The organism is Paenibacillus sp. KS1 (genome assembly GCF_001680695.1).
In the GTDB taxonomy this organism is placed as follows: Bacteria; Bacillota; Bacilli; order Paenibacillales; family Paenibacillaceae; genus Paenibacillus_B; species Paenibacillus_B suaedae.
Map to the genome: position 1 here is coordinate 38909 of NZ_MAIS01000034.1, position 24866 is coordinate 63774.

A 24866-nucleotide genomic window follows, 5' to 3' on the forward strand; every position below is an offset into this window, starting at 1 on the left:
ATGAGAATGAAATTGGTGGCGTATTGCGTTATACGCGATCCCGGCAAATCCAGTGAATGAGCTCTGTGCTGAGGTGAGCTCCCAAGAATGATACGAAAATGAAGATAAGCTGCTTAAATACTGGATTCAAGTTGCCCATCCAGAAGTTGCTCTCGATGACTCGGATCGGGTCGATCGTTCCACCTACAGCAGCTACGACTGCCCATATTTTAAGATGCTCCGCAATATGGCGCATCGTATCAGAAGGGGGTTGAAGAGCGATGACGGACCCTATGCCCGCCAGTATGGCACCTCCGAGCACAATGCCGAAGGCGATGAAAAAATCGAGAAGTGCTTTCGAGAGAAATGAACCCATCGTAACGCCCCTTTTCACATAGAATTGCCCTTTGTACATGTATAGGACTTGCTGGCGGAATTATGATACAATAAGAGACGAAAATATGTTCGTATAACATGGCAGGTTGAAGGAGTGAATGGTATGGATCAGTTCGTGCATTTGCACGTGCATAGTGAATACAGCTTGCTCGACGGAGCAGCGCGTATTGAAGCGCTTGCTGCACGAGCAGCCGCATGCGGAATGAAGGCGCTAGCCCTCACGGATCATGGGGTGATGTACGGAATCATTCCTTTCTATAAAGCATGTATGTCGCATGGCATTAAGCCCATTATTGGCGTGGAAGCGTATGTAACGACAGGAGCGCTCCAGGAGAAGGTATCGCGCAAGGAACAGCCTATTTATCATTTCATATTGCTGGCGAAGAATGAGCAGGGATATCGCAACTTGATGAAGATTTGCTCCGTAGGGCACTTGGAGGGATTTCATTATAAGCCCCGTGTAGATATGGATACGCTCCGCAAATACGCAGATGGGATAATCGCGCTAAGCGCCTGTCTTGGCGGCGAGGTGTCGCAGCATGTGCTTCACGGCAATGAAGAGGCAGCGCGCAGCGCGGTTGAACGATATAAGGATATTTTCCGTGATGGATTTTATATTGAGCTTCAGGACCATGGCCTTCCAGAACAGAAGAAGGTTAACATTGGCCTTATAGCTTTAAGTGAGCAGACGGGCGTTCCGCTCGTTGCAACGAATGATGTGCACTATTTGCAGCAGGAAGATGCAGCGATGCAGGATGTCCTTATTTGCATAGGTACGGGGAAGTCGGTTGAGGATGAGGGGCGGATGCGCATGCATACCGACCAGATGTACTTTAAGTCGCAGGAAGAGATGACGGCATTGTTCCGTCATGTCCCGGAAGCGGTTGCGAATACGGCTCGTATTGCGGAGCAGTGCAATGTGACGCTGGACTTCGGAGGGCATGTCCTTCCCGCCTATCATCCGCTCCCTGAAGGCATGAATGCAGGACAGTATGTGCGACAATTGTGCGAAGAGGGGCTGACGAGCCGCTATCAAGCACTGCCGGAATGGCAGGATGAAGCCTTCCAGCGAGAGGCGAGAGAGAGGCTTGTCTATGAGCTGAATACGATTGATAATATGGGATTCTCTGATTACTTCCTTATCGTGTGGGATTTCATTCGCTTCTCCCATGAACAAGGCATTATGACAGGTCCCGGACGGGGCTCGTCAGCGGGTAGTCTTGTGGCGTACTGCTTGCGGATTACGAATGTCGATCCGCTCAAGTATCATTTATTGTTCGAGCGATTTTTGAATCCGGAACGTGTGACGATGCCTGATATCGATATTGACTTCAACGATGAGCGGCGTGATGAGGTTATTGCTTATGTTGCGAATAAGTATGGCCATGACCGCGTGGCGCAGATTATTACGTTCGGTACGATGGCTGCGCGGGCAGCGGTGCGGGATGTCGGCAGGGTATTGAATGTGCCTTATAACGATACGGATCGGGTAGCGAAGCTGATTCCGAATCAACTCGGAGTCACGCTTGAGAAGGCATTGCGGGCAAGCAGCGAGCTAAGCAGTTGGAGAGAACGTGATTCGCGCATACGCGAGCTTATTGATATGGCGTCTAAGGTAGAAGGCATGCCGCGTCACGCATCAACCCATGCAGCAGGTGTTGTCATCAGTGAGGAGCCGTTGACGCATTATGTCCCCCTGCAGGCAGGGACCGAGAATATTGCTCTCACCCAATACTCGATGGAAAATTTAGAATCGATCGGCTTGCTGAAGATGGATTTCCTCGGCTTGCGAACATTGTCGATTATTGAACGAACCTTAGAATGGGTCAATCTTCGCGGCGATGAACCGCTTGATCTAGGCATGATTGATGATGCGGATGAGGCGACCTATGAACTGTTGTGCCGAGGGGATACGACAGGGTTGTTCCAGCTTGAATCAGCCGGCGTACGGCGTGTTCTGCGAGAACTGAAGCCATCTGTATTTGAAGATATCGTATCCGTGCTTGCGTTGTATCGTCCGGGTCCAATGGAGTTCATCCCGAACTATATTCATAGCAAGCATGGGTTGAAAGCTGTCGAATATCCCCATCCCGATCTGAAGCCGATCCTGCAGGATACGTACGGCATTATTGTCTATCAAGAGCAGATTATGCATATCGCCTCCAGAATGGCAGGCTTCTCTCTTGGAGAAGCGGATCTGCTGCGGCGCGCGGTCTCGAAGAAGAAGCGGGAAGTGCTTGATCAAGAGCGGCGTCATTTCGTAGAAGGCAGTCTGAATCAAGGGTATACGGAAGTGGAAGCAAATCGGGTGTACGATATGATCGTTCGCTTCGCTGATTATGGATTCCCACGGGCTCACGCAGCTGCATACGGCGTGCTAGCCTTCCAAACTGCCTATTTGAAGGCTCACTATCCGACAGAATTTATGGCGTCCATGCTGACAGCGAATATGGGAAGCCATCGGAAGATTGCAGAGTACATTGAGGATTGTCGAAGAATAGGCATAACGGTATCGCCTCCGGATGTTAATGAAAGCTATGTTCGCTTTACGCCCGTTGATGGCGCAATTCGCTTCGGCCTTGGCGCGATTAAGAATGTGGGTACGCTTGCGATAGAAAGCATATTGAAACAGCGGAAGGAAAAGCCATTTGCAGATTTGCTCGATTTCTGTCAGCGAGTTGATCTTCGGGTGTGCAATCGCAGAGTCATTGAATCGCTTATTCAAGCGGGGGCATTCGATTCACTTCCAGGTCATCGGGCACAGCTATTGGCCATGCTGGATGAGGCCTTGGATGCGGCTGCGAAATGGCGTAAGGAAAGAGAGGATCTTCAAATTCAATTGTTCGGCTTCGTCGAAGTAAACAATTGGACGATCGATTATCCGAATATACCGCCGTTCGCTATGGCAGAGCAGCTGGAGCTGGAGCGCGAGCTGCTTGGATTATACTTATCCGGTCATCCGCTGGATGACCATGCGCAGCTGCTGGAGTCCTCCGAGACGGATCGGCTTGTTGATTTGCATGAGGTGCCGGACGAGAGTGAGTGTACCGTTGCTGGGATGGTCGTGTCGCTTCGAACGATAATGACGAAGAAGGGCAAGCCGATGGCATTCATTGAAATTGAGGATCGGATCGAGCGGGCTGAAGTGGTGCTGTTCCCCGAAGTGTGGCGCCGATCAGAACCGTTGATTGGGAAGGGAGCATTGATTGCGCTGCGGGCGAAGGTGCAGCGTCAGGATGAAGGCTATAAGCTGCTTGCTGACGAGGTTGTACCGCTTGAGCCCCATGCGATTGCTGCGTTGACGAAGCGTGCTGCCCATCGCAGACGCTCCTCTGAGACGCGTGGTGGGCAAGCTTCTCAGTCGCGCATGGCCGGCGAACAACCGTCTGGACGAAGCCCGAATCAACGAGAGGCGGCGCTCAACCTACAACGTGGTGCCGAAGCGGCCGCCGGCATGAACCGAGATGCGGGCAGCATGTCTGCGGATAGGACGGATAGGAGTTCATCTGCAGCTCGTATGCGGAACACAGCACAGGGTGGGGGAACCGAAGCTCCTGCCTCCAGAACGAGTGGGCGCCCGCCACAGCGACAGCGAGTATATATTAAGATTACAGCCGATCATGAGCGGCCAGACCTGCTGCAACAGCTGAAGGAACTCCTGAAGTCGCAGCCCGGGCCGCTGCCGACTGTATTGTTCTATGAGCGCGAACAGCAATTGCGGGCGCTTAGCGAGGCATATTCGCTGAAACCGTCGCCGGATCTGTTCAAGCGGATCGAATCAATGTTCGGCGCTGGAACCGTACGCGTCAAATAACAATCGTCAGGGATCGAATCTCCTCCCGCAAGTAGCACAATTCCTTATCATCCCGCATAGAGTGGTCATACGCCCTATTCACGGGTAGGTGAAGTTGAAGGGGCGAAGGGAGGGGACGCCATGACATTCAATATGGCGGAACAATGGCTTGTTAAGCGCGGCGTATCACTTGAATCCATCGCGGAGATTGTGCTCCATCTTCAGCAGCCATACAATGCAGCGTTGACGCTGGAGGATTGTCTGGACAGCGTACGAGCCGTAACTCGCAAGCGCGAAGTTCAATACACGCTCATTACAGGCATTGCATTGGATTTGCTAGCCGAGCAGAAGCTGCTGCCGGAGCCGCTCCAAGCGATTATGGAGACGGATGAATCCTTGTATGGTGTTGATGAGACACTTGCACTTGGCATTACGAGCGTATATGGAATGATTGGCCTCACCAGCTTCGGATACTTGGATAAGGCCAAACTTGGCATCATTAATCAGCTCAATTCGGACCGTACGCGAATTCATGTTTTCCTAGATGATATTGTAGCCGGATTAGCTGCTGCTGCGTCAGCTAGAATTGCCCATCACGATAAGCGTGCTCAGCAGTATGGCGAGGGTGGAGCCTGCAAGCTTGACGATATGAATGCAAATTCTTAAAGAATACGAATAGCCGAGATAGGATAAGGCTTGGCGCTGGTTCATCATTGCTTATTAGGCAGCGCATTGCAGCAAGTCTGTTGGAATTTGTTGCGATGAAATTGACAATTATGATATCATAATGGCATTATATGAGCCGTTTCTGGAACGTTAGGGGGGTCAATCGCGCGTGTGGACTGTTATCTACATCGCACCGACTGCCAATTTAGCAGATAAAATTCAGCGCAAGCTGACCGAGGAAGGATTCCTTATTCAGATCCGTCCAATCCATCTGTCTAAACAACAGTTTGAAATTCTAGTGCCTTCCGGAGAAGTTGAAGAGGTTCAGGAAGTGCTTAATTCGATCTTGCATGCATGATGCGGCTGATGAATGACGATGTTATCGTTCAAACAGCCGATTTTTGTTGTCTATGGTTAGGACAATCTCTAGTTTGAAGAAATAGGATGATGTCCTGTATTTCAACTGGAGAAATCACGCCTAAAGAGGTGTATCGGGTGTTTAAAGACTTATTTCAAAAGAAAAAGTACGCAACGGTGCCGTCCGGATCTGTACACGATGACCGTCCCAGACGCGAAATACCCGAAGGTTTGATGAATAAATGTCCAAAATGTGGCTCGATTCAATATCATAAAGAGCTGGAGAAAAACCTGAAGGTATGTACGCAATGCGGGCATCATATGCGCTTGAATGCAAGGGAGCGCATTGAGATGACTTTGGATGAAGGCCGATTTTTTGAATATGATGCGGATATCGTATCCGCAGATCCGCTTGCTTTTCCAGAATATAAGGACAAGCTGGAACAGCAAAGAGCGAAATCCGGCATGGATGAAGCTGTTATTACGGGCGAGGGGACAATTGGAGGATTTCCGGTTGTCGTAGCTGTGATGAGCTTCGATTTCTTCACTGGCAGCATGGGTTCGGCAACAGGAGAAAAAATTACACGAGCTATTGAAACTGCTATGCAGAAACAATATCCGTTAGTCATCTTCTCTACATCTGGCGGCGCAAGAATGCAGGAGAGCATCTTGAGTCTGATGCAGATGGCCAAGACAAGTGCAGCGCTTGGGAAATTCCATGAAGCAGGCGGGTTCTATATTTCGGTATTCACGGATCCGACTATGGGTGGAGTGTCTGCAAGCTTCGCTATGCTTGGCGACATCATTATAGCTGAGCCTGGGGCAAGAGTAGGCTTTGCTGGCCGTCTCGTAATCGAGCAGACGATTCGTCAGAAGCTTCCGGAAGAATTCCAAACGGCTGAATTCAATCAGAAGCATGGACAAATCGATCTGGTCGTGCAGCGCAAGGACATGAAGTCCACGTTGGCGAAACTTATCGATCTGCATACGGTGAAAGGGGATGTAGCTCATGGCGAATGAACTTCCGTTCGAGCAACCTTTGGTGGAGTTGAAGCAGAAGATTGCTGAATTAAAACGGTTCGGCGACGAGAAGCAAATTGACTTTACTGAAGAAATCGCCCGGTTGGAGGAGCGTTACGCCAAGTTAGCGGCAGAGATCTATGCTAGCATCTCCCCATCGCAGAAAATGCACTTGGCGAGACACCAACAGCGACCAACCACACTGGATTTTGTCCAGCATATATTTACTGATTTCATTGAGCTTCATGGTGACCGACTGTTCGGCAATGATCTTGCTATTGTGGGCGGATTGGCGCGACTGAACGGGGTGCCGGTAACGGTAATCGGACATCAGCGGGGCAAGGATACTAAGGACAACATTGCAAGATTCTTCGGCAGCCCGCATCCAGAAGGCTTCCGTAAGGCACTTAGGCTCATGCATCAAGCGGACAAGTTCGGTCGTCCGATCATTACTTTCATCGATACGAAGGGTGCATATCCAGGCAATACAGCTGAGGAACGAGGACAATCAGAAGCTATTGCACGCAATTTGCGGGATATGGCCATGTTCGGCGTGCCAATTATTTGCGTCGTCATCGGTGAAGGTGGAAGCGGCGGCGCGCTCGCGCTCGGCGTAGGCAACCGAGTTCTTATGTTGGAGAATGCAATCTATTCATGCATTTCCCCGAACGGTGCTGCATCTATCCTCTGGAAGGATGCGTCCAAAGCCGACCAAGCAGCAGAAGCGATGAAGATTACAGCTTCTGACCTGAAGGAACTCAATGTTATCGAGGAGATCATTCCAGAGCCTCAAGGTGGTGCGCATAAGGATGTTGAAACGGCCTCTGCCAACATGAAAGATGCGCTCTGGCGTCATCTGACCGAGCTGATGGTGATGTCCCCAGAGCAGCTTCGCGAAGATAGATATGACAAATTTCGCAATATTGGCGAGTTCGGCATTCTGCAGCACGGATAAGTTCAGTGGTGTCTGTGTCCTGAATCCCGCGTCCTGACAGGGATGACACGGTTTTCATAAGTCAATTGACTTAAAATATCGTTCACTGGTAAAACTTATAAATATGATTATCTTCATATACAAATTTTATTGAGTATAGTAAATTAGATAGTTGAGAGCCTTGTTTTTAGCAATACAATATAGAGATACAGAGAGACACACATAATTGGAGGAAGCCCATATGCGTAAAACAAAAATCGTCTGTACTATCGGTCCTTCCAGCGAATCTTTAGAGAACACTAAAAAATTGATTATGGCTGGCATGAACGTTGCTCGTCTCAATTTTTCACATGGTGATTTTGAAGAGCATGGCAACCGAATCAAAAACATTCGTCAAGCATCCCAAGAGTTGAACAAAACGGTTGCAATTCTCCTTGATACGAAAGGCCCTGAAATTCGTACAGGTAAGCTTGCTGTTGACTCCGTTGACCTCGTTGAAGACGAGTTCATCACATTGACAACAGAAGAGATCCTTGGCGATAAAGACCGCATCTCCGTAACTTACGAGAACTTGCCTCGTGACGTTGAAGTCGGTTCCACAATCTTGATCGATGACGGCCTCGTTGGTTTGACGGTTGTTGAGATTCAAGGTACAGAAATCAAATGTAAAATCGTTAACGGCGGCACAATCAAGAGCAAAAAAGGCGTTAACGTTCCTGGTGTGAAAATTTCCTTGCCAGGTATTACAGAAAAAGATGCGAACGACATCCGCTTCGGTATCGAGCAAGGTGTTGATTTCATCGCTGCTTCGTTCGTTCGTAAAGAGCAAGACGTTTTGGAAATTCGTGAATTGCTTGAGAAGCACAATGCAACTCATATCCAAATCATTTCCAAAATCGAAAACCAAGAAGGCGTAGACAACCTGGATGCAATCCTGGAAGCGTCTGACGGCTTGATGGTTGCTCGTGGTGACCTTGGCGTTGAGATTCCAGCTGAAGAAGTTCCACTCGTTCAGAAGCGTATGATCGAGAAGTGCAACTTGGCTGGCAAGCCAGTTATCACAGCTACACAAATGCTTGATTCCATGCAACGCAACCCACGTCCTACACGTGCGGAAGCAAGTGACGTGGCAAACGCAATCTTCGACGGTACGGATGCAATCATGTTGTCCGGTGAAACAGCTGCTGGTAAATACCCAGTTGAATCCGTATTGACAATGTCCCGTATCGCTGAAAAAGCTGAATCTGCGCTTGAATACCGTGAAATCTTGGTAAAACAAAGCTCGAGACAGCAAGCTACAGTTACTGATGCAATCAGCCAAGCAGTTGCTAACACAGCTCTTGATCTGGATGCAAAAGCAATCATCAGCTCTACACAAACAGGCTACACAGCGCGTATGGTTTCCAAATACCGTCCGAAAGCTCCAATCATCGCTGTGACTCCTTCTGAGCAAGTGATGCGTGGTTTGTCCTTGACTTGGGGTGTTACTCCAGTTAAAGTCGATCAAGCTACTTCTACAGACGAAATGTTTGACGTTGCTGTTGCAGGCGGCGTGAAGACAGGCATCGTTGCAGAAGGCGACTTGGTTGTAATCACAGCTGGTGTTCCTACAAGCTGTGCAGGTTCTACAAACCTTGTTAAAGTAAGCCAAATCGGACAAGGCCGTTGCTAGTAAGAATGAGCCTATCCAATTGAATATAGAAGCAATACCAGACAAGAGCAATGGTTGAACCATTGCTCTTGCTGTATTTGTGAACGTACCCTCGAATGCGCTACAATGGAGGAGGAGTGAAGATGTATCATGACATTAGGGAAGAAGATCAATCGGTATGGTTTGGTTATCCGCTCCGTGTTCGCTATCAAGAGACAGATCGAATGAATGTCGTATTCCATGGCAACTATGTGACGTGGTTCGAAGTCGGAAGAACGGAATGGATTCGAGCTCTCGGCATGAACTATCGGGATCTTGAGGCAAGAGGGCTGCTGCTCCCTGTGGTTGATTTGCAGGTGAAGTTCAAGCGTCCCGCATACTATGATGATCGAGTGATGGTATATACGCGCTTGATGCAGCTGTCGCCTCTCCGGTTGACATTTGAGTCACAAGTATGCAGGATAGAGGGCGGTACAGACACAGGCCTGCCTGAAGCAGGCTGGGTCTCTAAGCCATCCGGCAAGCTGCTCGTGGAAGGAACAACTACTCTTGCTTGGCTGAATACGGATTGGCGGCCTATTCGTCTTGAGCGGGAAGCGGAAGATGTATGGTCATTGCTGGAGCGAATGCGCCCGACCTCTTAATTCATCTTCATATGAAGGATGTTGATTTCTCCATTTCAAGAGATGGATGGGAATGATTCTACTTAGAATGTCATCCATGAGAGTTGCATGATTGTAATGCAAGATGCAATGCATAAGTCATTATGCAAGGGAGGGAATGGTTCTTGAATCCGATGGTATGGGTACTCATTACTCTGACATTAATTCCTGCACTGGAAGTGTACGGTTTCGTACTGATGAGCAACTGGGTAGGGGGCTGGAATACGTTCCTGTTGATATTGCTTACCGGGGTTATCGGAGCAGTAATTGCGCGCTACGAAGGGAATCAAGTGTTGGCAGAAGCTCAGAAGCAGATGCAGGCAGGGCAAATTCCAGGACGTTCTGCGGTAGAAGGCCTATGTATTCTTGCAGGAGGAATCTTACTGCTTACACCGGGATTCTTTACGGATATTATTGGCTTCACACTTGTATTTCCGCTGACTAGACCGATCTATCGGCACTATCTGCTTAAGTGGTTGGAGAAAAAGATGAAGGACGGAAATTTTATTTATTTCCGCCGTTTCTAATCTTGAAATATACACGCCCGCTGTATGGTGAAGAACCATGTGGCGGGCGTTTTTGTGTACATTTGAACAGTGCGTTTTTTATTTTCTGCCGCTGATAATATACGTCTGTAAATCCAGAAAGACATTTGCTCGCTTCATGGCAGACAGCAGAACGAGGGAGACGGGACCGACAATAAGTCCGAGGAAGCCGAACAACTGCATGCCGACGAACATGGCAATTAGCATGAGGAGCGGATCAAGACCGACTGTTGACGCCAGTACCTTCGGCTCCATAATCTGCCTCGTGAGCAGGACGATGGCATATACGATAAGTAAGCCAATGCCAAGCGAACCTTGGTCAACGGCTAAGCAGTATACAATCCATGGAATCATGACAGCACCGACACCAAGGTACGGCAGCAAATCGATAATGCCGACGAGAAGGCCTATGGTGATTGCATAATCCACGCGCAGAACAATGAGTCCTGTTGTAATGATGAACATCGTAATGGAAATCAGAAATAACTGGGCTCGCAAGTAACCGAATAGGGCCTGCTTCAGATCGCCCCAGATCGTACGCATGGATTGATTAATGGAGGCAGGCATGGCACGTGCAGGGATGCCCATCCAACGCGACCAGTCCTTGCTTATGAAGAAGGCGGATAAGAGAATGATGATTGAAATGGATGCCACATTTGGAAGGCTGGACAAGAGACGGACGATCGCATCCAGAAAAGAGGTGATGAAGTTGGTGATCACTGTCGTTATCTTTTCTGCAGTGCTCGATAAGTTACTGTTGATCGAGCCTTGAAGATTTGGATTATCTTTGTATAAGGAGCCAAGCGTTTCAAGAAATGTGCGAACCTTATCATTTTCGAACAGCTGAATAAAGAATTCCCTCCATAGACGGAGAAAATGATCCATAGAATTGGAAAGATTATAAACCTCTCTCACCACACGCGTAACTACCGCTGCCGCAACCGTTAGCATCGACGTAATGAACAGGGTCAAGCATATCGTAACACTTAGCCAGCGCGGCATACGGAACTGTTCTGACATCCACTCAACAACGGGATTGAGCATTAGAGCGATCAGCCAGGCAATGAGAAACGGATAGAGCAGGGGGACTAATAGATAGCAGGATAAGAGTATAAGTATACCAACGGTCAATACCCACCCTCCGCGAAGAATACGCTTGATGATGTGCTGCTCCATGATCTCAATCACCTCCATGAATCCTACTGTAAATCCTCGGTTTCCCAGCACGTCCGATCTGGGAGGACGACCCTCTCTATATGCTATGCGCCATACCCAATTTCCTTGATTTTTTCTTTTTATCCTCAATGATTTCAAGGAGTTTAAAAAACGTTTATACCTCTGATAAAGCATTTCTATCCATATTTTTCAACTGAAACCGTTCACATTTCCGACATTATCCATTATCATCTTAATAGGAAAACTTGCCTTTTTTTCCGGGGCGGAATACTTCGAAACACATCGAGATAACACAGGGAAAAGAAAGATGGGATGGTATTAGGTTACATATGCAAAGGAGAGAGGGCAGATGACAGCAACGAAAGGTTTGGAAGGCATAGTTGCAACGACTTCTTCTATTAGCTCAATCATCGATGGTGTGCTAACATACCGCGGTTATAATATCGACGATTTGGCCGATCATTCGACATTCGAAGAAGTTGTTCATTTATTGTGGTTCGGCAAGCTGCCAAATCAAGAGGAACTTTCGGAGTTACGCACTCGTCTGGAGAAGAGCGCTGCAATTCCTTCAGCCGTTGTTGAACAAATGAAATTGTATCCGTCAGACGCGAATACGATGGCTGTTCTCCGTACTGCGATTTCTGCATTGGCTTTATATGATGAACAAGCGAATGACACGGGGCATGACGCTAATGTACATAAAGCCATTGCGCTGCAAGCACAGCTACCAACTGTGGTCGCGGCTTTTGCACGCGTTCGTGCAGGGAAGGAGCCGATTTCTCCGAAACCGGGTCATTCCATCGCTTATAATTTCCTATATATGTTAACTGGCGAAGAGCCTTCCGATAGCGCTGTATCGGCTATGGACAAGGCGCTTGTCCTTCATGCGGATCATGAACTGAACGCCTCTACATTCGCTGCCCGGGTTACGGTTGCCACCTTGTCGGATATGTACTCCGGTGTTGTATCGGCAATCGGCGCGCTGAAGGGGCCGCTGCATGGGGGAGCCAATGAAGCGGTTATGGTGATGCTGGAGGAGATTGCTGACCTTGATCGTGTTGATGATTATATTCAGTCCAAGCTTGACAACAAGGAGAAGATTATGGGCTTCGGGCACCGTGTATATAAGAACGGAGATCCTCGGGCGAAGCATCTGCAGAAGATGTCCTGTGAGCTTGGAGAAGCGTGTCAAGATATGAAGCTGTATGATATGTCGACACGCATTGAGTCTCTTGTTACTGGACAGAAGGGACTTAAGCCGAACGTTGACTTCTATTCAGCATCTGTCTATACCATGCTGGGCATTCCGAGAGATTTGTTTACGCCAATCTTTGCAATCAGCCGCGTATCCGGCTGGACAGCGCACATTTTGGAGCAGTTGGACAATAACCGTATCATTCGCCCGCGTGCAGAGTATACAGGCCCATCCAGTCAGTTATTTATCCCGATTCAAGAACGGTAATTATCAACTCAATTGAGATAAATGTAGAAGTTTTTGAAAACATAGGTTGTCTTACAAATTGACGGGTTGCTACAATAGAAGAGTAGCTCCCGTTAGCTGTTTGTGTGACAATGAAATTGAAGGAGGAACATCTGTGATTCAATTGGACAAATTTGCACCACCAACCGAAGGCGAGAAAATTAAGATTGAGGATGGCAAGCTTCAAGTTCCTGTTCATCCAATTATCCCGTTCATTGAAGGGGATGGCACAGGTCGTGATATTTGGCGCGCAGCCAAGCGTGTATTGGATGCAGCTGTTGAGAAGGCATACAACGGCGAACGCAAACTTGCATGGTATGAAGTATTCGCTGGCGAGAAGGCATTCAATGAATACGGTGAATGGCTGCCGAATGATACGCTGGAAGCCATTCGTGAGTATATTGTAGCGATTAAAGGTCCATTGACGACGCCAATCGGCGGCGGCATTCGCTCTCTGAACGTTGCACTTCGCCAAGAGCTTGATCTGTACGTGTGCTTGCGTCCAGTACGTTATTTCGATGGTGTTCCTTCTCCTGTTAAGCATCCTGAGCTGGTTGATATGGTTATTTTCCGTGAGAATACGGAAGACATCTACGCTGGCATCGAGTATGCTTCCGGATCGGAAGACGTGAAGAAAGTGATTCAATTCCTCCAAGAAGAAATGGGAGTGAAGAAGATCCGCTTCCCTGAGACATCAGGTATCGGCATTAAGCCTGTATCCTCCGATGGCTCCAAGCGTCTTGTCCGTGCTGCGATCGAATATGCGATCAAGCATAACCGCAAGAGCGTGACGATCGTACACAAGGGGAACATTATGAAGTTCACCGAGGGTGCGTTCAAGAACTGGGGCTATGAAGTGGCGGAGCAAGAATTCGCAGAGCACACATTCACATGGGGACAATATGACCGCATCAAAGAGGCTGAAGGCACGGAAGCGGCTAACAAGGCGCAAGCAGAAGCTGAAGCGGCTGGCAAGGTCATCATTAAGGATGCAATTGCAGATATCGCATTGCAGCAAGTATTGACTCGTCCGAAGGAATTCGATGTCATCGCGACATTGAACTTGAACGGCGACTACTTGTCTGATGCATTGGCTGCTCAAGTTGGCGGCATCGGCATCGCACCTGGAGCGAACATCAACTATGTGACAGGACATGCGATCTTCGAAGCAACGCACGGTACTGCTCCGAAATATGCGGATAAAGACGTAGTAAACCCAGGTTCTGTTATTCTGTCTGGTGTTATGATGCTTGAGCATCTCGGCTGGCAGGAAGCTGCAGACCTCATCTATAAAGGCATGGCAAACGCCATCAACAGCAAGACTGTCACTTATGATTTTGCGCGTCTGATGGACAACGCGACAGAAGTAAAATGCTCGGAGTTTGCTGACCACATCATCAATCATTTGAACTAGGAGGTCGAATCCGAATGGCTATTCGACGCAACAAGATCACAGTCGTTGGTGCTGGTTTCACTGGAGCGACAACTGCTCTTATGTTGGCTCAGAAAGAACTTGGAGATGTTGTATTAGTAGATATTCCTCAGTTGGAGAATCCGACGAAGGGCAAGGCGCTTGATATGTTGGAGGCTGGCCCGGTTCAAGGCTTTGACAGCCGAATTACAGGAACATCGAACTATGCAGACACGCAAGATTCCGATATCGTCATCATTACAGCAGGGATAGCTCGCAAGCCTGGTATGAGCCGTGATGATTTGGTGACTACGAACGCGAGCATTGTGAAGTCGGTATGTGAGAATGTGAAAGCTTATTGCCCGAATGCCTACGTGATTATTTTGAGTAATCCAGTAGATGCAATGACATTTGCTGCTTTTGAAGCACTTGGATTCCCTAAAAATCGCGTAATCGGCCAATCCGGCGTTCTGGATACCGCTCGCTACTGTACATTCATTGCAGAAGAGTTGAACGTATCCGTAGAAGATGTGCGCGGCGTCGTGCTTGGAGGTCATGGGGATGATATGGTACCGCTCGTTCGTTATACGAGCGCAGGTGGAGTACCGATTGAGAGCCTCATTCCACAAGAACGCATTGCAGAAATTGTACAGCGTACACGTGTAGGCGGCGGTGAGATTGTCAATTTGCTTGGCAACGGAAGTGCTTACTACGCACCAGCTGCTTCCATCGTGCAAATGGCGGAAGCCATTTTGAAAGATAAAAAACGGATTCTCCCGGTCATCGCATACCTCGAAGGGGAATACGGTTATGACGCTTTATTTATGGGCGTACTGGCTGTACTCGGTGGAGATGGTATAGAGAAAGTGATCGAGATCGAACTGACGCCAGAAGAGAAGGCTGCACTGGATAAGTCGGCCGAATCTGTCCGCAACGTTATTCAAGTGGTCGCTGGAGAACGTGTATAATGCAATAATTCCATTATTTATGAACATTGTGACAAATATCATAGAAATATCAAGAAAGACATCGAATATTTCGGTGTCTTTCTTTGTGTTAGTAAGTAAATTTTAGTATAATGGAACGAAGATTGAACCATATCATGTCTATGGAGGGAATGTATTTCATGTACAGTGCCTTTAGTCTTTTGCACATTTTAGGTGCAGTAGCAATGGGGTTCTATGCCATTGTTCCATTTATCGTAGGGAAATTAAACAAGCTGTCTACAGCAGGACAAGAGGGGCTGCTCGTGGGCGTGGGAACGGCGAATCGTCTGGGACAGTATTTCTTAATCGTTCAGTTCATTACAGGCGGTTATCTCATGAGCCAAGCGAAGTATAGTGTGCTCTGGATGGTATTGACAACGGTTGTCTTCCTGGCGATTGCTGCATTTAGCGGCATCATGGGCAAGCAAATTAAGCTTGCAGCGCAGTCCGCAAAAAGCGGTAAAGCGGATGCAGCAGCTACAGGCAAGGTTCGCACTTTCAGTACGCTTATCTTCGTATTATTCATCGTCATTGTGCTTCTGATGGTTTATAGCTATAAGTTCATTACGGTAACGGCAGGATAATAGAATCGCCCGGTCAGACTTACGTCTAGCCGGGCGATTTTTTTGTTTTTTTGATTGAATCACCTGATGAATGGTCTAAAATCGTTTACGCGTACTTATCCAACCTTAGTCAATGAGTGATACAGCCTGATCGTCTTCTTTACTGAAAAAGGAGCCGGTCATAATATAGCGCCATACATCCCGGAACACATGAGCTTTCTGCAACGCAGTAAGCACGACGAGGGCGAGGATACCAATAATGATGCCGGGTACGCCAAACAGCTTCAAACCACCATAAAGAAAAATGAGAAGCAGAAGCGAATTCAGTCCAATGCTGTCCCCGTATACTTTCGGTTCAAAGGCGTGCCGAGTAACGAGAATGATAGGCCACATAATGAGCAGTCCTGTTCCTAAAAATACATTTCCTTCAACATAGGTGAATACAGCCCATGGCACAACGATAGCAGGGATGCCGACTAATGGGATCAGGTCTACAATGCCGCCAATAAGGGCGATGGTGAATGCATATTCTACTCCGAGTACAAGCAAGCCAAGAAAGAAGACAAATGCGGTAATACTGGAGAGAATAATATGGCCTTTAATATATCCGAACACGGCGTTCTGCAAATCACTTGTCACGACGCCAAGAGAGCGGCGTACCCGTTTAGGAATGAGTGTGTTGCCCTTGGATGAAATCGTATTCCACTGTTTGCTGATTAAGAATGTAGCTACCAAGACAATGACTGTGATAACCGCAAGCTTAGGCAAGAATAAGACGGTAGCTTTCAAGAAATGAAACAAGTAGGCGACAATTAACGTGCCTCCGCTAGCAATCGTTCCTGTGTATTTTGACAGCGATGATTTCAAATCTGCAAAATTGAATGTATCATTCATGTCGGTGAGAAAATGCTGGAACTCCGCAGAATAGAAATAGGCTTCAGCCTGTATTCTCCATTCCACAATCTGATTCTGTACGATCCCCATAATATGCCATGATTCGGAAATGATCTTCGTCGTGAATAGGTACAGAATTCCTGCGATGATGGCTGCGAAAAGCAGTAGGGCCGTCATCACGGCAAATCCACGGCGGAACTTCCAACGCTTCTCCAAAAAACGAACGATTGGATTCATCATGTATGCAAGCAGCCAGGCAATCAGAAACGGGCAAATGATCGAAAAACCGAAATAGAATACCGCTGTAAACGCAGCAATGATCAGTAGCACCCATGTTGCTCGGAAGATGCGGTGAACGAGAGTAGGATTAAAAATAGGCATTCATGACTTCCTTTCTATGAAATCAATCTGTGGTGTTGGTATTTCCATTATTGTAACAAACACATGAATTCATACTCGACTTCACATATGTGTCTATGACATCAGCTCTTAGGTATGCTCTTCTTCATCCGATAGAGATATTTCATCCAAAGTCATGTTGAAGCTCGGAGCGAGCGTAGTCAGGAAATATTGTACCTCTGGCATATTCAGCTGCTTCAGCTTCTGTTCCGTCTGGCGCTTGGCGACTTCGAACTCGCGATTGCCTGCAGCTAGCTCACTGATGCATTTAACGTAGGCATCCAGTAGATCGGCTGCCTTCACATAACTCCGCAACTCATGATCTCCTTGCGGATCTATGAGGGGCGTGTAGATGCTTTGCAGTTCGGGAGGAATCATGCCGACTAAGCGTTCGGCGGCCAACTGTTCAATTTCACGGAAATTGTTCAGCAGTCGGCTGTTGTGGTGCTTGACAGGAGTAGGAATGTCGCCTGTAAATACTTCGGTAGCATCATGAAATAAGGCCAATGCTACAGCTTGCCCGGTGTCTATTTGCTTATGGAACACCTCATTAGCAATCGTGCACAGCATATGGGTAGTCATAGCAACATGGAAGGTATGCTCCGCAACATTCTCTTTGTCTGTATTTCGCATGAGACTCCAGCGTTCGATATGCTTGAGCCGGTACATATAGGCGAGAAAATGATGGGGTTTGGTTGTTGAATTCTCAGTTGTACTCATAGGTTCCTTCCTTTCAGGGGATATCTAGACGCTCTACAATTGCAGCAATCAGTTGACTGCGGATTGTCGCAGGATATAGGCGTGGAAAATGCTTCGATTAGGTGCACGCCTTGTGATATTATAATAGCATTGGAACTCATTTGACGAAATTGTAACAAAGACTACTTCCCGTTGCTTCCGAGATCTGCATCAAGAACACTCATTTCCCGGGATGATTAGAGATGAGAGGAGCAAGTTCATGATGACATCATTTTTGCAGAGTGTGTACGATTTAATTGTAGAAACGTCTACAAATTTGCCAGGGGATGTAAGGCGCGCGATTCAAGAGGCACAGGCACAAGAGGATGCTGCAACGCGTTCCGGCTTGTCCTTGAGCACAATTGCTCGGAACATCACCATGGCTGAGAAAAATGTGTCGCCGATCTGTCAGGACACAGGCATGCCAACCTTTATTGTACATACACCCATTGGAGCGAATCAAATCCAAATGAAGAAAGACATTCGCGAAGCGATTAGCCGTGCAACGAAAGAGGGCAAGCTTCGTACGAATTCTGTTGATTCCCTAACAGGAGCGAACAGCGGAGATAACTTAGGACCGGGCACGCCGGTCATCCACTTCGAGCAATGGGAACGTGAAGATATTGAAGTGAAGCTGATTCTCAAGGGTGGCGGATGCGAGAATAAGAACATTCAATACAGCCTCCCTGCGGAATTGGAAGGGCTCGGCAAGGCAGGCCGTGATCTGGACGGCATTCGCAAGTGTATCCTGCATGCTGTCTATCAGGCTCAAGGGCAGGGCTGCAGTGCAGGCTTCATCGGTGTTGGTATCGGTGGCGACCGAACGACTGGATACGAGCTTGCGAAGCATCAACTGTTCCGCAAGGCAGATGATGTGAATCCCCATTCTGATTTGGCACAGCTGGAGCAGTATATTATGGAGAAAGCTAATGAACTCGGGATTGGAACGATGGGCTTCGGCGGTGAGGTCACCCTGCTCGGATGTAAAATTGGCGTGATGAACCGTCTCCCAGCAAGCTTCTTCGTATCTGTTGCGTACAACTGCTGGGCATTCCGTCGCCAGGGCGTGATTATCGACAGCGATTCGGGAGCTATCCGCGAATGGATATACGAGCGCGGAACAGAGGTTGCTATGGCAGCTTCACAGAAATCAGAGAACTCTGGACAAGTCGCAGCTGCCTCTGAGCAAGGAGGGAGTCGTCAAGTTGTGCTGACAACTCCAATTACGGAGGAAGCGATTCGTTCCTTGCGTGTGGGCGATGTTGTCATTATAAATGGAGAGATGCACACTGGCCGTGACGCCCTTCATAAGTACTTGATGGATCATGATGCTCCGGTTGATTTGAATGGGGCTGTTATCTACCACTGCGGTCCTGTCATGCTGAAGGATGAGGAAGGCTGGCATGTCAAGGCTGCTGGTCCGACGACGAGTATTCGCGAAGAGCCTTACCAAGGTGATATTATGAAGAAATTCGGCATCCGTGCTGTTATCGGCAAAGGCGGGATGGGAGCGAAGACTCTGGCTGCCTTGCAGGAGCATGGCGGGGTGTACTTGAATGCAATTGGCGGTGCTGCGCAATATTATGCAGAGTGCATCAAGCGTGTAAATGGCGTTGACTATATGGAATTTGGTATTCCAGAAGCGATGTGGCATTTGGACGTAGAAGGATTTGCTGCAATTGTTACGATGGATTCCCATGGGAACAGCTTGCATGCAGATGTGGATCGGAGTTCGCTTGAGAAGCTGTCTCAGTTCAAGGCTCCGGTATTCTAATGAATCGAAAAATAAAGTTCGATCGTAATGTCGGTCTGATCGTGAACGATTGGTTCGAACGGTATATGTACTTGCTTATCCCCAGCTGCTTGGTGCTGGGGGTTCTTTGTAGTGAGCCGTTGCTTCCGTTCGTGCCCTACGTTCCGTGGATGTTCGGACTTGTTACTTTCGTTATGGGGCTAGGTTGTGGACGCCGTGATGTGATGGGAGCCTTTCGGCAGCCGGTTCTATTCGCGGCCGTATTCATTCTGACGCATATCATCTCACCGATCGCAGCCTATGGGATAGGCACGCTTCTGTTCGGTGCAGGATCATCTTATACGGCCGGGCTCGTTCTGTTCACGATTATCCCGTTAGGGATATCTTCTGTGCTGTGGGTGGAGATGGCGAGAGAATCTGTCCCTCTGATGCTGGCACTAGTGGTCATGGACTCACTGCTTAGCCCCATCGTTGTTCCCGCATCGCTGTCTGCGATGTTCGGGGCTACCATTGCATTCGATGTATGGGCGATGCTGCTTGATTTGCTGTGGATTATTGTAGTTCCGACCGCAGCAGGCATTTGCATATATGAATGGTCAGGAGGCAAGGCTAAGGCATCTGCTGCGCCCGTGCTTCTGCCTGCATCGAAGGCTGCATTTGTTGGTGTTGTACTCTTGAATGCAGCAGCGATTGGCCCCTATGTGCGGGCATGGGGGAGTGAGGCAATAGGGCTGTTCTTCGTCGTGCTGCTGCTCGTTGCCGTCTGTTATGCACTAGGCTGGGGATTGAGCTTTATGTTCAAGCGCAGCGGCACTGCGATGCAGGGGACATTAGGCTTCGCTTCAGGGATGCGCAATATCTCTCTTGGTCTAGTGCTAGCGATGAGGTACTTCGGGCCGGAAACAGCCGTTGCTGTTGTACTCGCCATATTAATTCAGCAGCCAGCTGCCACCGTGTATCACGCAATTTTACAAAAGATTAATAAACTTTCTGCTGGTCAAACGGAAAAGGGATAAGTAGGATTAATACGTAGACAGTAACAACAATGAATTGAAGCAGAGAGAAGGAGTAGAACCATGTCACGTTTTCGCACAAGGTTGACCTTTGTGTTTGTCTTGCTTATCGGTATTTCAGTGCTAACAGCGGGCATTTATATGGCATCTACATTCAAGACGAGTCATATTCGGCAGCTTGAGCAAAATATGTCCCGGGAAATTATGCTCATCGAACAGACCTTGGTCTGGAAGCAGGGAAACCGCTTCGAAGAGCTTGTCAGCTACTACACAGACTGGGCTCGCAAGCTTCATGATAGTGCTGATGCAAGGGTTACGTTCATACTGAAAGATGGAACCGTTGTCGGAGATTCTGACCGTCCAGTAGCTGAGTTGGATAATCACTTGAACAGAGAGGAGATCGCTGCTGCGAAGAAGGATGGACTAGGCTCCAAAATTCGCTATAGCGATACCCTTCGGCAAAATATGCTGTATGTTGCTAGTCCTGTTCATACTCCAGACTTCGATGGCTACGTACGCTTAGCGATGAGTCTGGCAGATGTAGAGAGCAGTGTACGAGAGTTGTGGGCTTATCTGTCGATTGGGCTCGCTTTATTGTTCCTTGTCGCAGCTATTGTCAGCTATCGAATAGCGTACAACATGACACGGCCAATTGAGAATATGACCCGCGTCGCGATGCGTATCGCGCAGATGGACTATCGGGCACGAACTCAATCTGTCGGGAAAGATGAGATCGGGCAGCTGGGCTCTGCGATTAATGCGATGGCTGATAGTCTGCAGGTTCAAATGTCGGAAATTCGCGAGAAGGAAAGCCGCCTTCAGGCAGTGCTTGAACATATGATTAATGGCATTGTTATGATTGATGCCCACGGCCAAGTTGGTCTGTTGAATCGCAAGGCGGAGCATATATTGGGCATTAAGAGCACCGAGTGGATCGGACGTACCTTCGAGGATGTTCGAGCGCCACATGAGATGCAGCAAATGACTGCAGAGGTGCTGGAACGCAAAGTAGCGAGTCATGATGAAATTACACTGTATTATCCAGAAGAACGTCTGCTTGATGTGAGTGTAGTACCCGTTTACTTCACAGACAATGAATGGGCAGGTGTACTGCTTGTCATGCAGGATGTATCTACAATTCGGCGTCTTGAACGAATGAGAAGTGAATTCGTGGCCAATGTGTCCCATGAATTGAAGACACCGATTGCTGCGGTGAAGGGATTCGCGGAGACCTTAATGAATGGCGCGATGAATGACCCAGAGATAGCAACGTCGTTCCTGCAGATCATCCATGATGAAAGTGAGCGGTTGAATCGCCTAATCGGCGATATATTGGAGCTGTCTAAGATAGAGTCGAAGCGGGTGCCGCTGCAATATTCCCCGGTTCAGGTCGATCTGTTCTTGGAGAAGACGGTGGAGATGCTCCAGAAGGAAGCTGACAAGAAGCGAATAGATGTTCTTCTGAGTACAGAACAAGATATGTATGTAGAGGCTGACGAGGATCGCTTCCGTCAAATTGTACTGAATCTCTTGTCGAATGCGATTAATTACACGCCAGAAGGCGGTCACGTAAAAATTGTAGCAATGCCGATTGAACATAGCGAGAACGGGGAAGCAGAGTGGATTCGTCTGACTATATCCGATACTGGCATCGGTATTCCGAAGAAGGATTTGCCGCGCATATTTGAACGGTTCTATCGTGTTGATAAGGCACGGTCTCGCAGTTCCGGAGGAACTGGCCTAGGCTTGTCCATCGTGAAGCATCTCGTTGATGCTCATCATGGATTAATTCGCGTAGACAGTGAACTTGGGGTGGGTACGACGTTCACGATCGAGTTGCCAGTCGTGCAAGATATTCAGATGCTATCGAATAGTGTAAAGTAGGCCACGCGATGAGATCGGCTGCCTTTCATTAATTTTCAACATTTTCAAAAAATGCTTGGTCAACATCACATGATATATGTTACGATAATGTTGAGAAACGATGAAGAAAGACGATTACGTATAATCGATTCGACTTTCGGAGGAAGATTATGTCAGAGATTAAAGTATTGGTAGTTGAAGATGAACCTACACTGGCGCGACTGCTGTCCTACAACCTGACTTTGGAAGGGTATGAGACAACGGTTGTCGATCATGGGACTCAGGGCTTGCAGATGGCGCTCCATCGCAAATTTGATCTTATCGTTCTAGATATTATGCTTCCGGGAATGAACGGTTTCGAAATATTGTCGCGAGTAAGACAGGCAGGGATTCGTACCCCAGTGATTGTTCTAACTGCTCGAAATGCGGAGGAAGAGGTCGTACAAGGTCTGAAGTGTGGTGCTGATGACTATATTACGAAGCCTTTCGGTGTTGCAGAGCTGTTGGCAAGAGTGGGAGCGGTGCTAAGACGGACATCGAGTGACGGAACCGGATTGACATTGTCCGAAGAGTCTGATGACAAGATGATTGCACTTGGCGATCTGCGGATTTATCCAGAGAAGTATGAGGTTACGCTTCATAATGATCTCATTCCACTGCGGCCTAAGGAATTTGAAGTATTATTATATTTAGTACAGCGCCCTGGAACCGTAGTAACAAGAGACGACCTGATGAACGCCGTATGGGGGTTTGACTATATTGGCGGACAGCGGACAGTAGATGTGCATGTCAGCTCTCTTCGCAAGAAGCTGGAGATGAATCAACAATCAGTGCAGATTGATTCGATTCGTGGCGTGGGCTACAAGCTTGTCGTTCATAAGAAGCAGGGTGTGCTTCCATCTTAGGTTGCATGAAAATTAGAATATGGAATTTTTAATATAGTAGGGCTGTCCCGTCACATCCGATGTGATTATGGGGCAGCCCTATTTTTCTTTTGTTGATCTAATCAACCATCCAGTATTTACATTATCAATAATATAGATTATTATTAACCTATGTTATAAGTAACCTAATGAGGTGTTTTTCGATGTCGATCAAATATGCCATTCTGGGGCTTCTGAGCTGGAAGCCGGCTTCCGGATATGAATTGAAGAAGATTTTTGAGGACTCATCAGCGATGTATTGGTCCGGCAATAACAATCAAATCTATAAGTCGCTTGTTCAGCTATTGGATGATGGCCTAGTCACTAACGAAATCAAGCATCAGGAAAGTTCTCCATCCAAAAAAATTTACAGCATTACAGATGAGGGAATGCTCCGATTAAAAGAATGGGTGCTTGAGGAACCTGAACTTCCCGAGCTTAAGAATACATTCCTTATCCAATTGGCATGGGCAGACCAACTAGACGACGAGGAATTAGATGATCTGCTGGATCGGTATGAGGACAGGATCAACATGCAGCTCGTCTATCAGCAAGAAAAAATGAATCGTGGACTCCAAGAGCCGAATCGAAATGAGCGGGAAGCCTTTTTGTGGAATAAAATTTCTGAGAATCTACTGTCCAGCTACCTCAATGAACTGAAATGGGTGCAGGGAATTCGCATGGAGCTTAAGGGAAGAAAACAAATGAAGGAGAGAATGACTATGAACTATAAACTCGTCGAAAGCGAAACGAAGCCATATATCGAATTGCTTACAAACGACACGCCGCTAAGTACGGAGCAGGATGCTGTGGATTTGATTGCCTTGTGCAAGGAACATGATGTTGAGCTGCTTCTGGTACACGGGGCAGCTCTTGCGGGGGAGTTCTTCAGCCTTAGAACGGGCGTAGCGGGAAGAATGATTCAAAAGTTTACGAACTACCATGTGAAGACGGCTGTCATCATTCCCGATCCGTCGTTAAATAGAGGCCGCTTTAAAGAAATGGTGGGAGAATCCAATCGCAGCAATCATTTCGGGGTTTTCGAAACGCGAGCAGATGCGGAGAGCTGGCTTATTCAGTAACGGTTAATCGACAGTTAGGGAATGTAGGAGATACGAATATGTATTTCCCAGAATGGCGGGTATGTAAGTCGCAATTTTGACGAGGCCTTGCTGTATACGATAACTGATATCGTACGGTATGATGAAGCTGCGCCTCAAGAGCAGGGGGTACGAAGGCTGTTTTCTTGTAGTGGATCACTACATAGGAGACAGCTTTTTTATATTGAACGAAGTCAAAGTGCAGGTGAGAAGATTCATTTAGGGAAAAATATAGGTTGAAATTGATGAGCCGTGGCAGCAGATATTTTACTTCGACATGCGAAGAGACGCAGATTCCGATTGTCTTCCTCATAATTTGCATGACATCAAACATTGTATGAAACTCATTTTTATTAATAAACAGGCTGTTGAGAAGGTCTCAACAGCTATTTTTTTATTTATTGAACCTGCAGTGATTGGGGGGATTTCTCCAAAAAACTTCTTCGTTTCAAGTGAAGTTTGTCACTTAAAGAGTTGACGGCCAACCACAATTATGTTTCCTAAAATTAATAAAATAGTATATTCAGGAAAATTAGGATATTATTATATACAATCCTATAAAGA

The 24866-nt window shown here is 47.6% G+C and carries 21 protein-coding genes; 17 read left to right on the top strand and 4 right to left on the bottom strand.

Translation table 11 applies throughout. The annotated features are described in order from the left end of the window. Positions 1-28: 28 nt before the first annotated feature. A complete protein-coding gene (locus tag BBG47_RS13380; RefSeq protein WP_028532392.1) occupies positions 29-355 on the bottom strand; it encodes a YtrH family sporulation protein in 327 nt (108 codons plus the stop codon). A 123-nt stretch (positions 356-478) separates the two neighbouring features. Between BBG47_RS13380 and BBG47_RS13385 the strand changes: the two genes are divergently transcribed. The 8 genes from BBG47_RS13385 to BBG47_RS13420 all read left to right on the top strand — a co-directional run bounded on the left by BBG47_RS13385 (position 479) and on the right by BBG47_RS13420 (position 9985). After that, positions 479-4189: a DNA polymerase III subunit alpha gene (locus BBG47_RS13385; RefSeq protein ID WP_065292117.1), complete on the top strand. Its 3711-nt coding sequence runs from the start codon at positions 479-481 to the stop codon at positions 4187-4189. Positions 4190-4309: 120 nt separating this feature from the next. Next, positions 4310-4834, top strand: coding sequence for a phosphatidylglycerophosphatase A family protein (locus BBG47_RS13390; protein ID WP_065292118.1), 525 nt, complete (start codon positions 4310-4312; stop codon positions 4832-4834). A gap of 169 nt (positions 4835-5003) precedes the next feature. Next, a complete protein-coding gene (locus BBG47_RS13395) occupies positions 5004-5192 on the top strand; it encodes a hypothetical protein (protein WP_021252166.1) in 189 nt (62 codons plus the stop codon). 137 nt (positions 5193-5329) lie between these two features. Further along, positions 5330-6211 (top strand): acetyl-CoA carboxylase, carboxyltransferase subunit beta, encoded by an 882-nt coding sequence (gene accD / locus BBG47_RS13400; RefSeq protein WP_021252165.1) that lies wholly within the window; start codon positions 5330-5332, stop codon positions 6209-6211. After that, the gene (locus tag BBG47_RS13405; protein WP_065292119.1) at positions 6201-7166 is read left to right on the top strand and encodes an acetyl-CoA carboxylase carboxyltransferase subunit alpha; all 966 of its coding nucleotides are present in this window, start codon (positions 6201-6203) and stop codon (positions 7164-7166) included. Before accD ends, BBG47_RS13405 begins: the two co-directional genes overlap by 11 nt. A 220-nt stretch (positions 7167-7386) precedes the next feature. Continuing rightward, positions 7387-8817: a pyruvate kinase gene (gene pyk, locus BBG47_RS13410; protein ID WP_021252163.1), complete on the top strand. Its 1431-nt coding sequence runs from the start codon at positions 7387-7389 to the stop codon at positions 8815-8817. Positions 8818-8939: 122 nt separating this feature from the next. Then, entirely contained in the window at positions 8940-9440 is a 501-nt protein-coding gene (locus BBG47_RS13415; protein WP_065292120.1) for an acyl-CoA thioesterase, read from the top strand. Positions 9441-9592: 152 nt separating this feature from the next. Further along, positions 9593-9985: an FxsA family protein gene (locus tag BBG47_RS13420; protein ID WP_036590083.1), complete on the top strand. Its 393-nt coding sequence runs from the start codon at positions 9593-9595 to the stop codon at positions 9983-9985. Between the two features lie 78 nt (positions 9986-10063). Here BBG47_RS13420 and ytvI (BBG47_RS13425) read toward each other — a convergent pair whose 3' ends face one another. Beyond that, positions 10064-11179 (bottom strand): sporulation integral membrane protein YtvI, encoded by a 1116-nt coding sequence (ytvI, locus tag BBG47_RS13425; RefSeq protein WP_065292121.1) that lies wholly within the window; start codon positions 11177-11179, stop codon positions 10064-10066. 349 nt (positions 11180-11528) lie between these two features. On the opposite strand from ytvI (BBG47_RS13425), the gene BBG47_RS13430 reads away from it, so the two are divergent. The 4 genes from BBG47_RS13430 (at position 11529) to BBG47_RS13445 (ending at position 15640) form a co-directional block, all read left to right on the top strand. Continuing rightward, positions 11529-12641 (top strand): citrate/2-methylcitrate synthase, encoded by a 1113-nt coding sequence (locus BBG47_RS13430; RefSeq protein ID WP_065292122.1) that lies wholly within the window; start codon positions 11529-11531, stop codon positions 12639-12641. A 133-nt stretch (positions 12642-12774) separates the two neighbouring features. Next, complete coding sequence (gene icd, locus BBG47_RS13435; protein ID WP_065292123.1) at positions 12775-14073, top strand: NADP-dependent isocitrate dehydrogenase; 1299 nt, start codon at positions 12775-12777, stop codon at positions 14071-14073. A 14-nt stretch (positions 14074-14087) separates the two neighbouring features. Beyond that, complete coding sequence (mdh, locus tag BBG47_RS13440; protein ID WP_065292124.1) at positions 14088-15038, top strand: malate dehydrogenase; 951 nt, start codon at positions 14088-14090, stop codon at positions 15036-15038. Positions 15039-15196: 158 nt separating this feature from the next. Continuing rightward, on the top strand, positions 15197-15640 hold the full coding sequence (locus tag BBG47_RS13445) for a hypothetical protein (RefSeq protein ID WP_021258995.1): 444 nt from the start codon (positions 15197-15199) through the stop codon (positions 15638-15640). A 105-nt stretch (positions 15641-15745) separates the two neighbouring features. On the opposite strand, the gene ytvI (BBG47_RS13450) is transcribed toward BBG47_RS13445, so the two are convergent. Both ytvI (BBG47_RS13450) and yfbR read right to left on the bottom strand, forming a co-directional pair. Beyond that, positions 15746-16894, bottom strand: a complete 1149-nt coding sequence (ytvI, locus tag BBG47_RS13450; RefSeq protein ID WP_065292125.1) for a sporulation integral membrane protein YtvI — start codon at positions 16892-16894, stop codon at positions 15746-15748. Positions 16895-17002: 108 nt separating this feature from the next. Beyond that, positions 17003-17632: a 5'-deoxynucleotidase gene (yfbR, locus tag BBG47_RS13455; protein WP_065292126.1), complete on the bottom strand. Its 630-nt coding sequence runs from the start codon at positions 17630-17632 to the stop codon at positions 17003-17005. A gap of 241 nt (positions 17633-17873) precedes the next feature. On the opposite strand from yfbR, the gene BBG47_RS13460 reads away from it, so the two are divergent. The 5 genes from BBG47_RS13460 to BBG47_RS13480 all read left to right on the top strand — a co-directional run bounded on the left by BBG47_RS13460 (position 17874) and on the right by BBG47_RS13480 (position 24284). After that, positions 17874-19424 carry a fumarate hydratase gene (locus BBG47_RS13460; RefSeq protein WP_065292136.1) on the top strand — a complete coding sequence of 517 codons (1551 nt, stop codon included), beginning with the start codon at positions 17874-17876 and terminating at the stop codon, positions 19422-19424. Then, complete coding sequence (locus BBG47_RS13465; RefSeq protein ID WP_065292127.1) at positions 19424-20419, top strand: bile acid:sodium symporter family protein; 996 nt, start codon at positions 19424-19426, stop codon at positions 20417-20419. Before BBG47_RS13460 ends, BBG47_RS13465 begins: the two co-directional genes overlap by 1 nt. A 60-nt stretch (positions 20420-20479) precedes the next feature. Next, on the top strand, positions 20480-22300 hold the full coding sequence (gene pnpS / locus BBG47_RS13470) for a two-component system histidine kinase PnpS (RefSeq protein WP_065292128.1): 1821 nt from the start codon (positions 20480-20482) through the stop codon (positions 22298-22300). 149 nt (positions 22301-22449) lie between these two features. After that, the gene (locus BBG47_RS13475; protein WP_021252150.1) at positions 22450-23184 is read left to right on the top strand and encodes a response regulator transcription factor; all 735 of its coding nucleotides are present in this window, start codon (positions 22450-22452) and stop codon (positions 23182-23184) included. Between the two features lie 182 nt (positions 23185-23366). Continuing rightward, entirely contained in the window at positions 23367-24284 is a 918-nt protein-coding gene (locus BBG47_RS13480; RefSeq protein WP_065292129.1) for a PadR family transcriptional regulator, read from the top strand. The last annotated feature ends 582 nt before the right edge of the window (positions 24285-24866 follow it).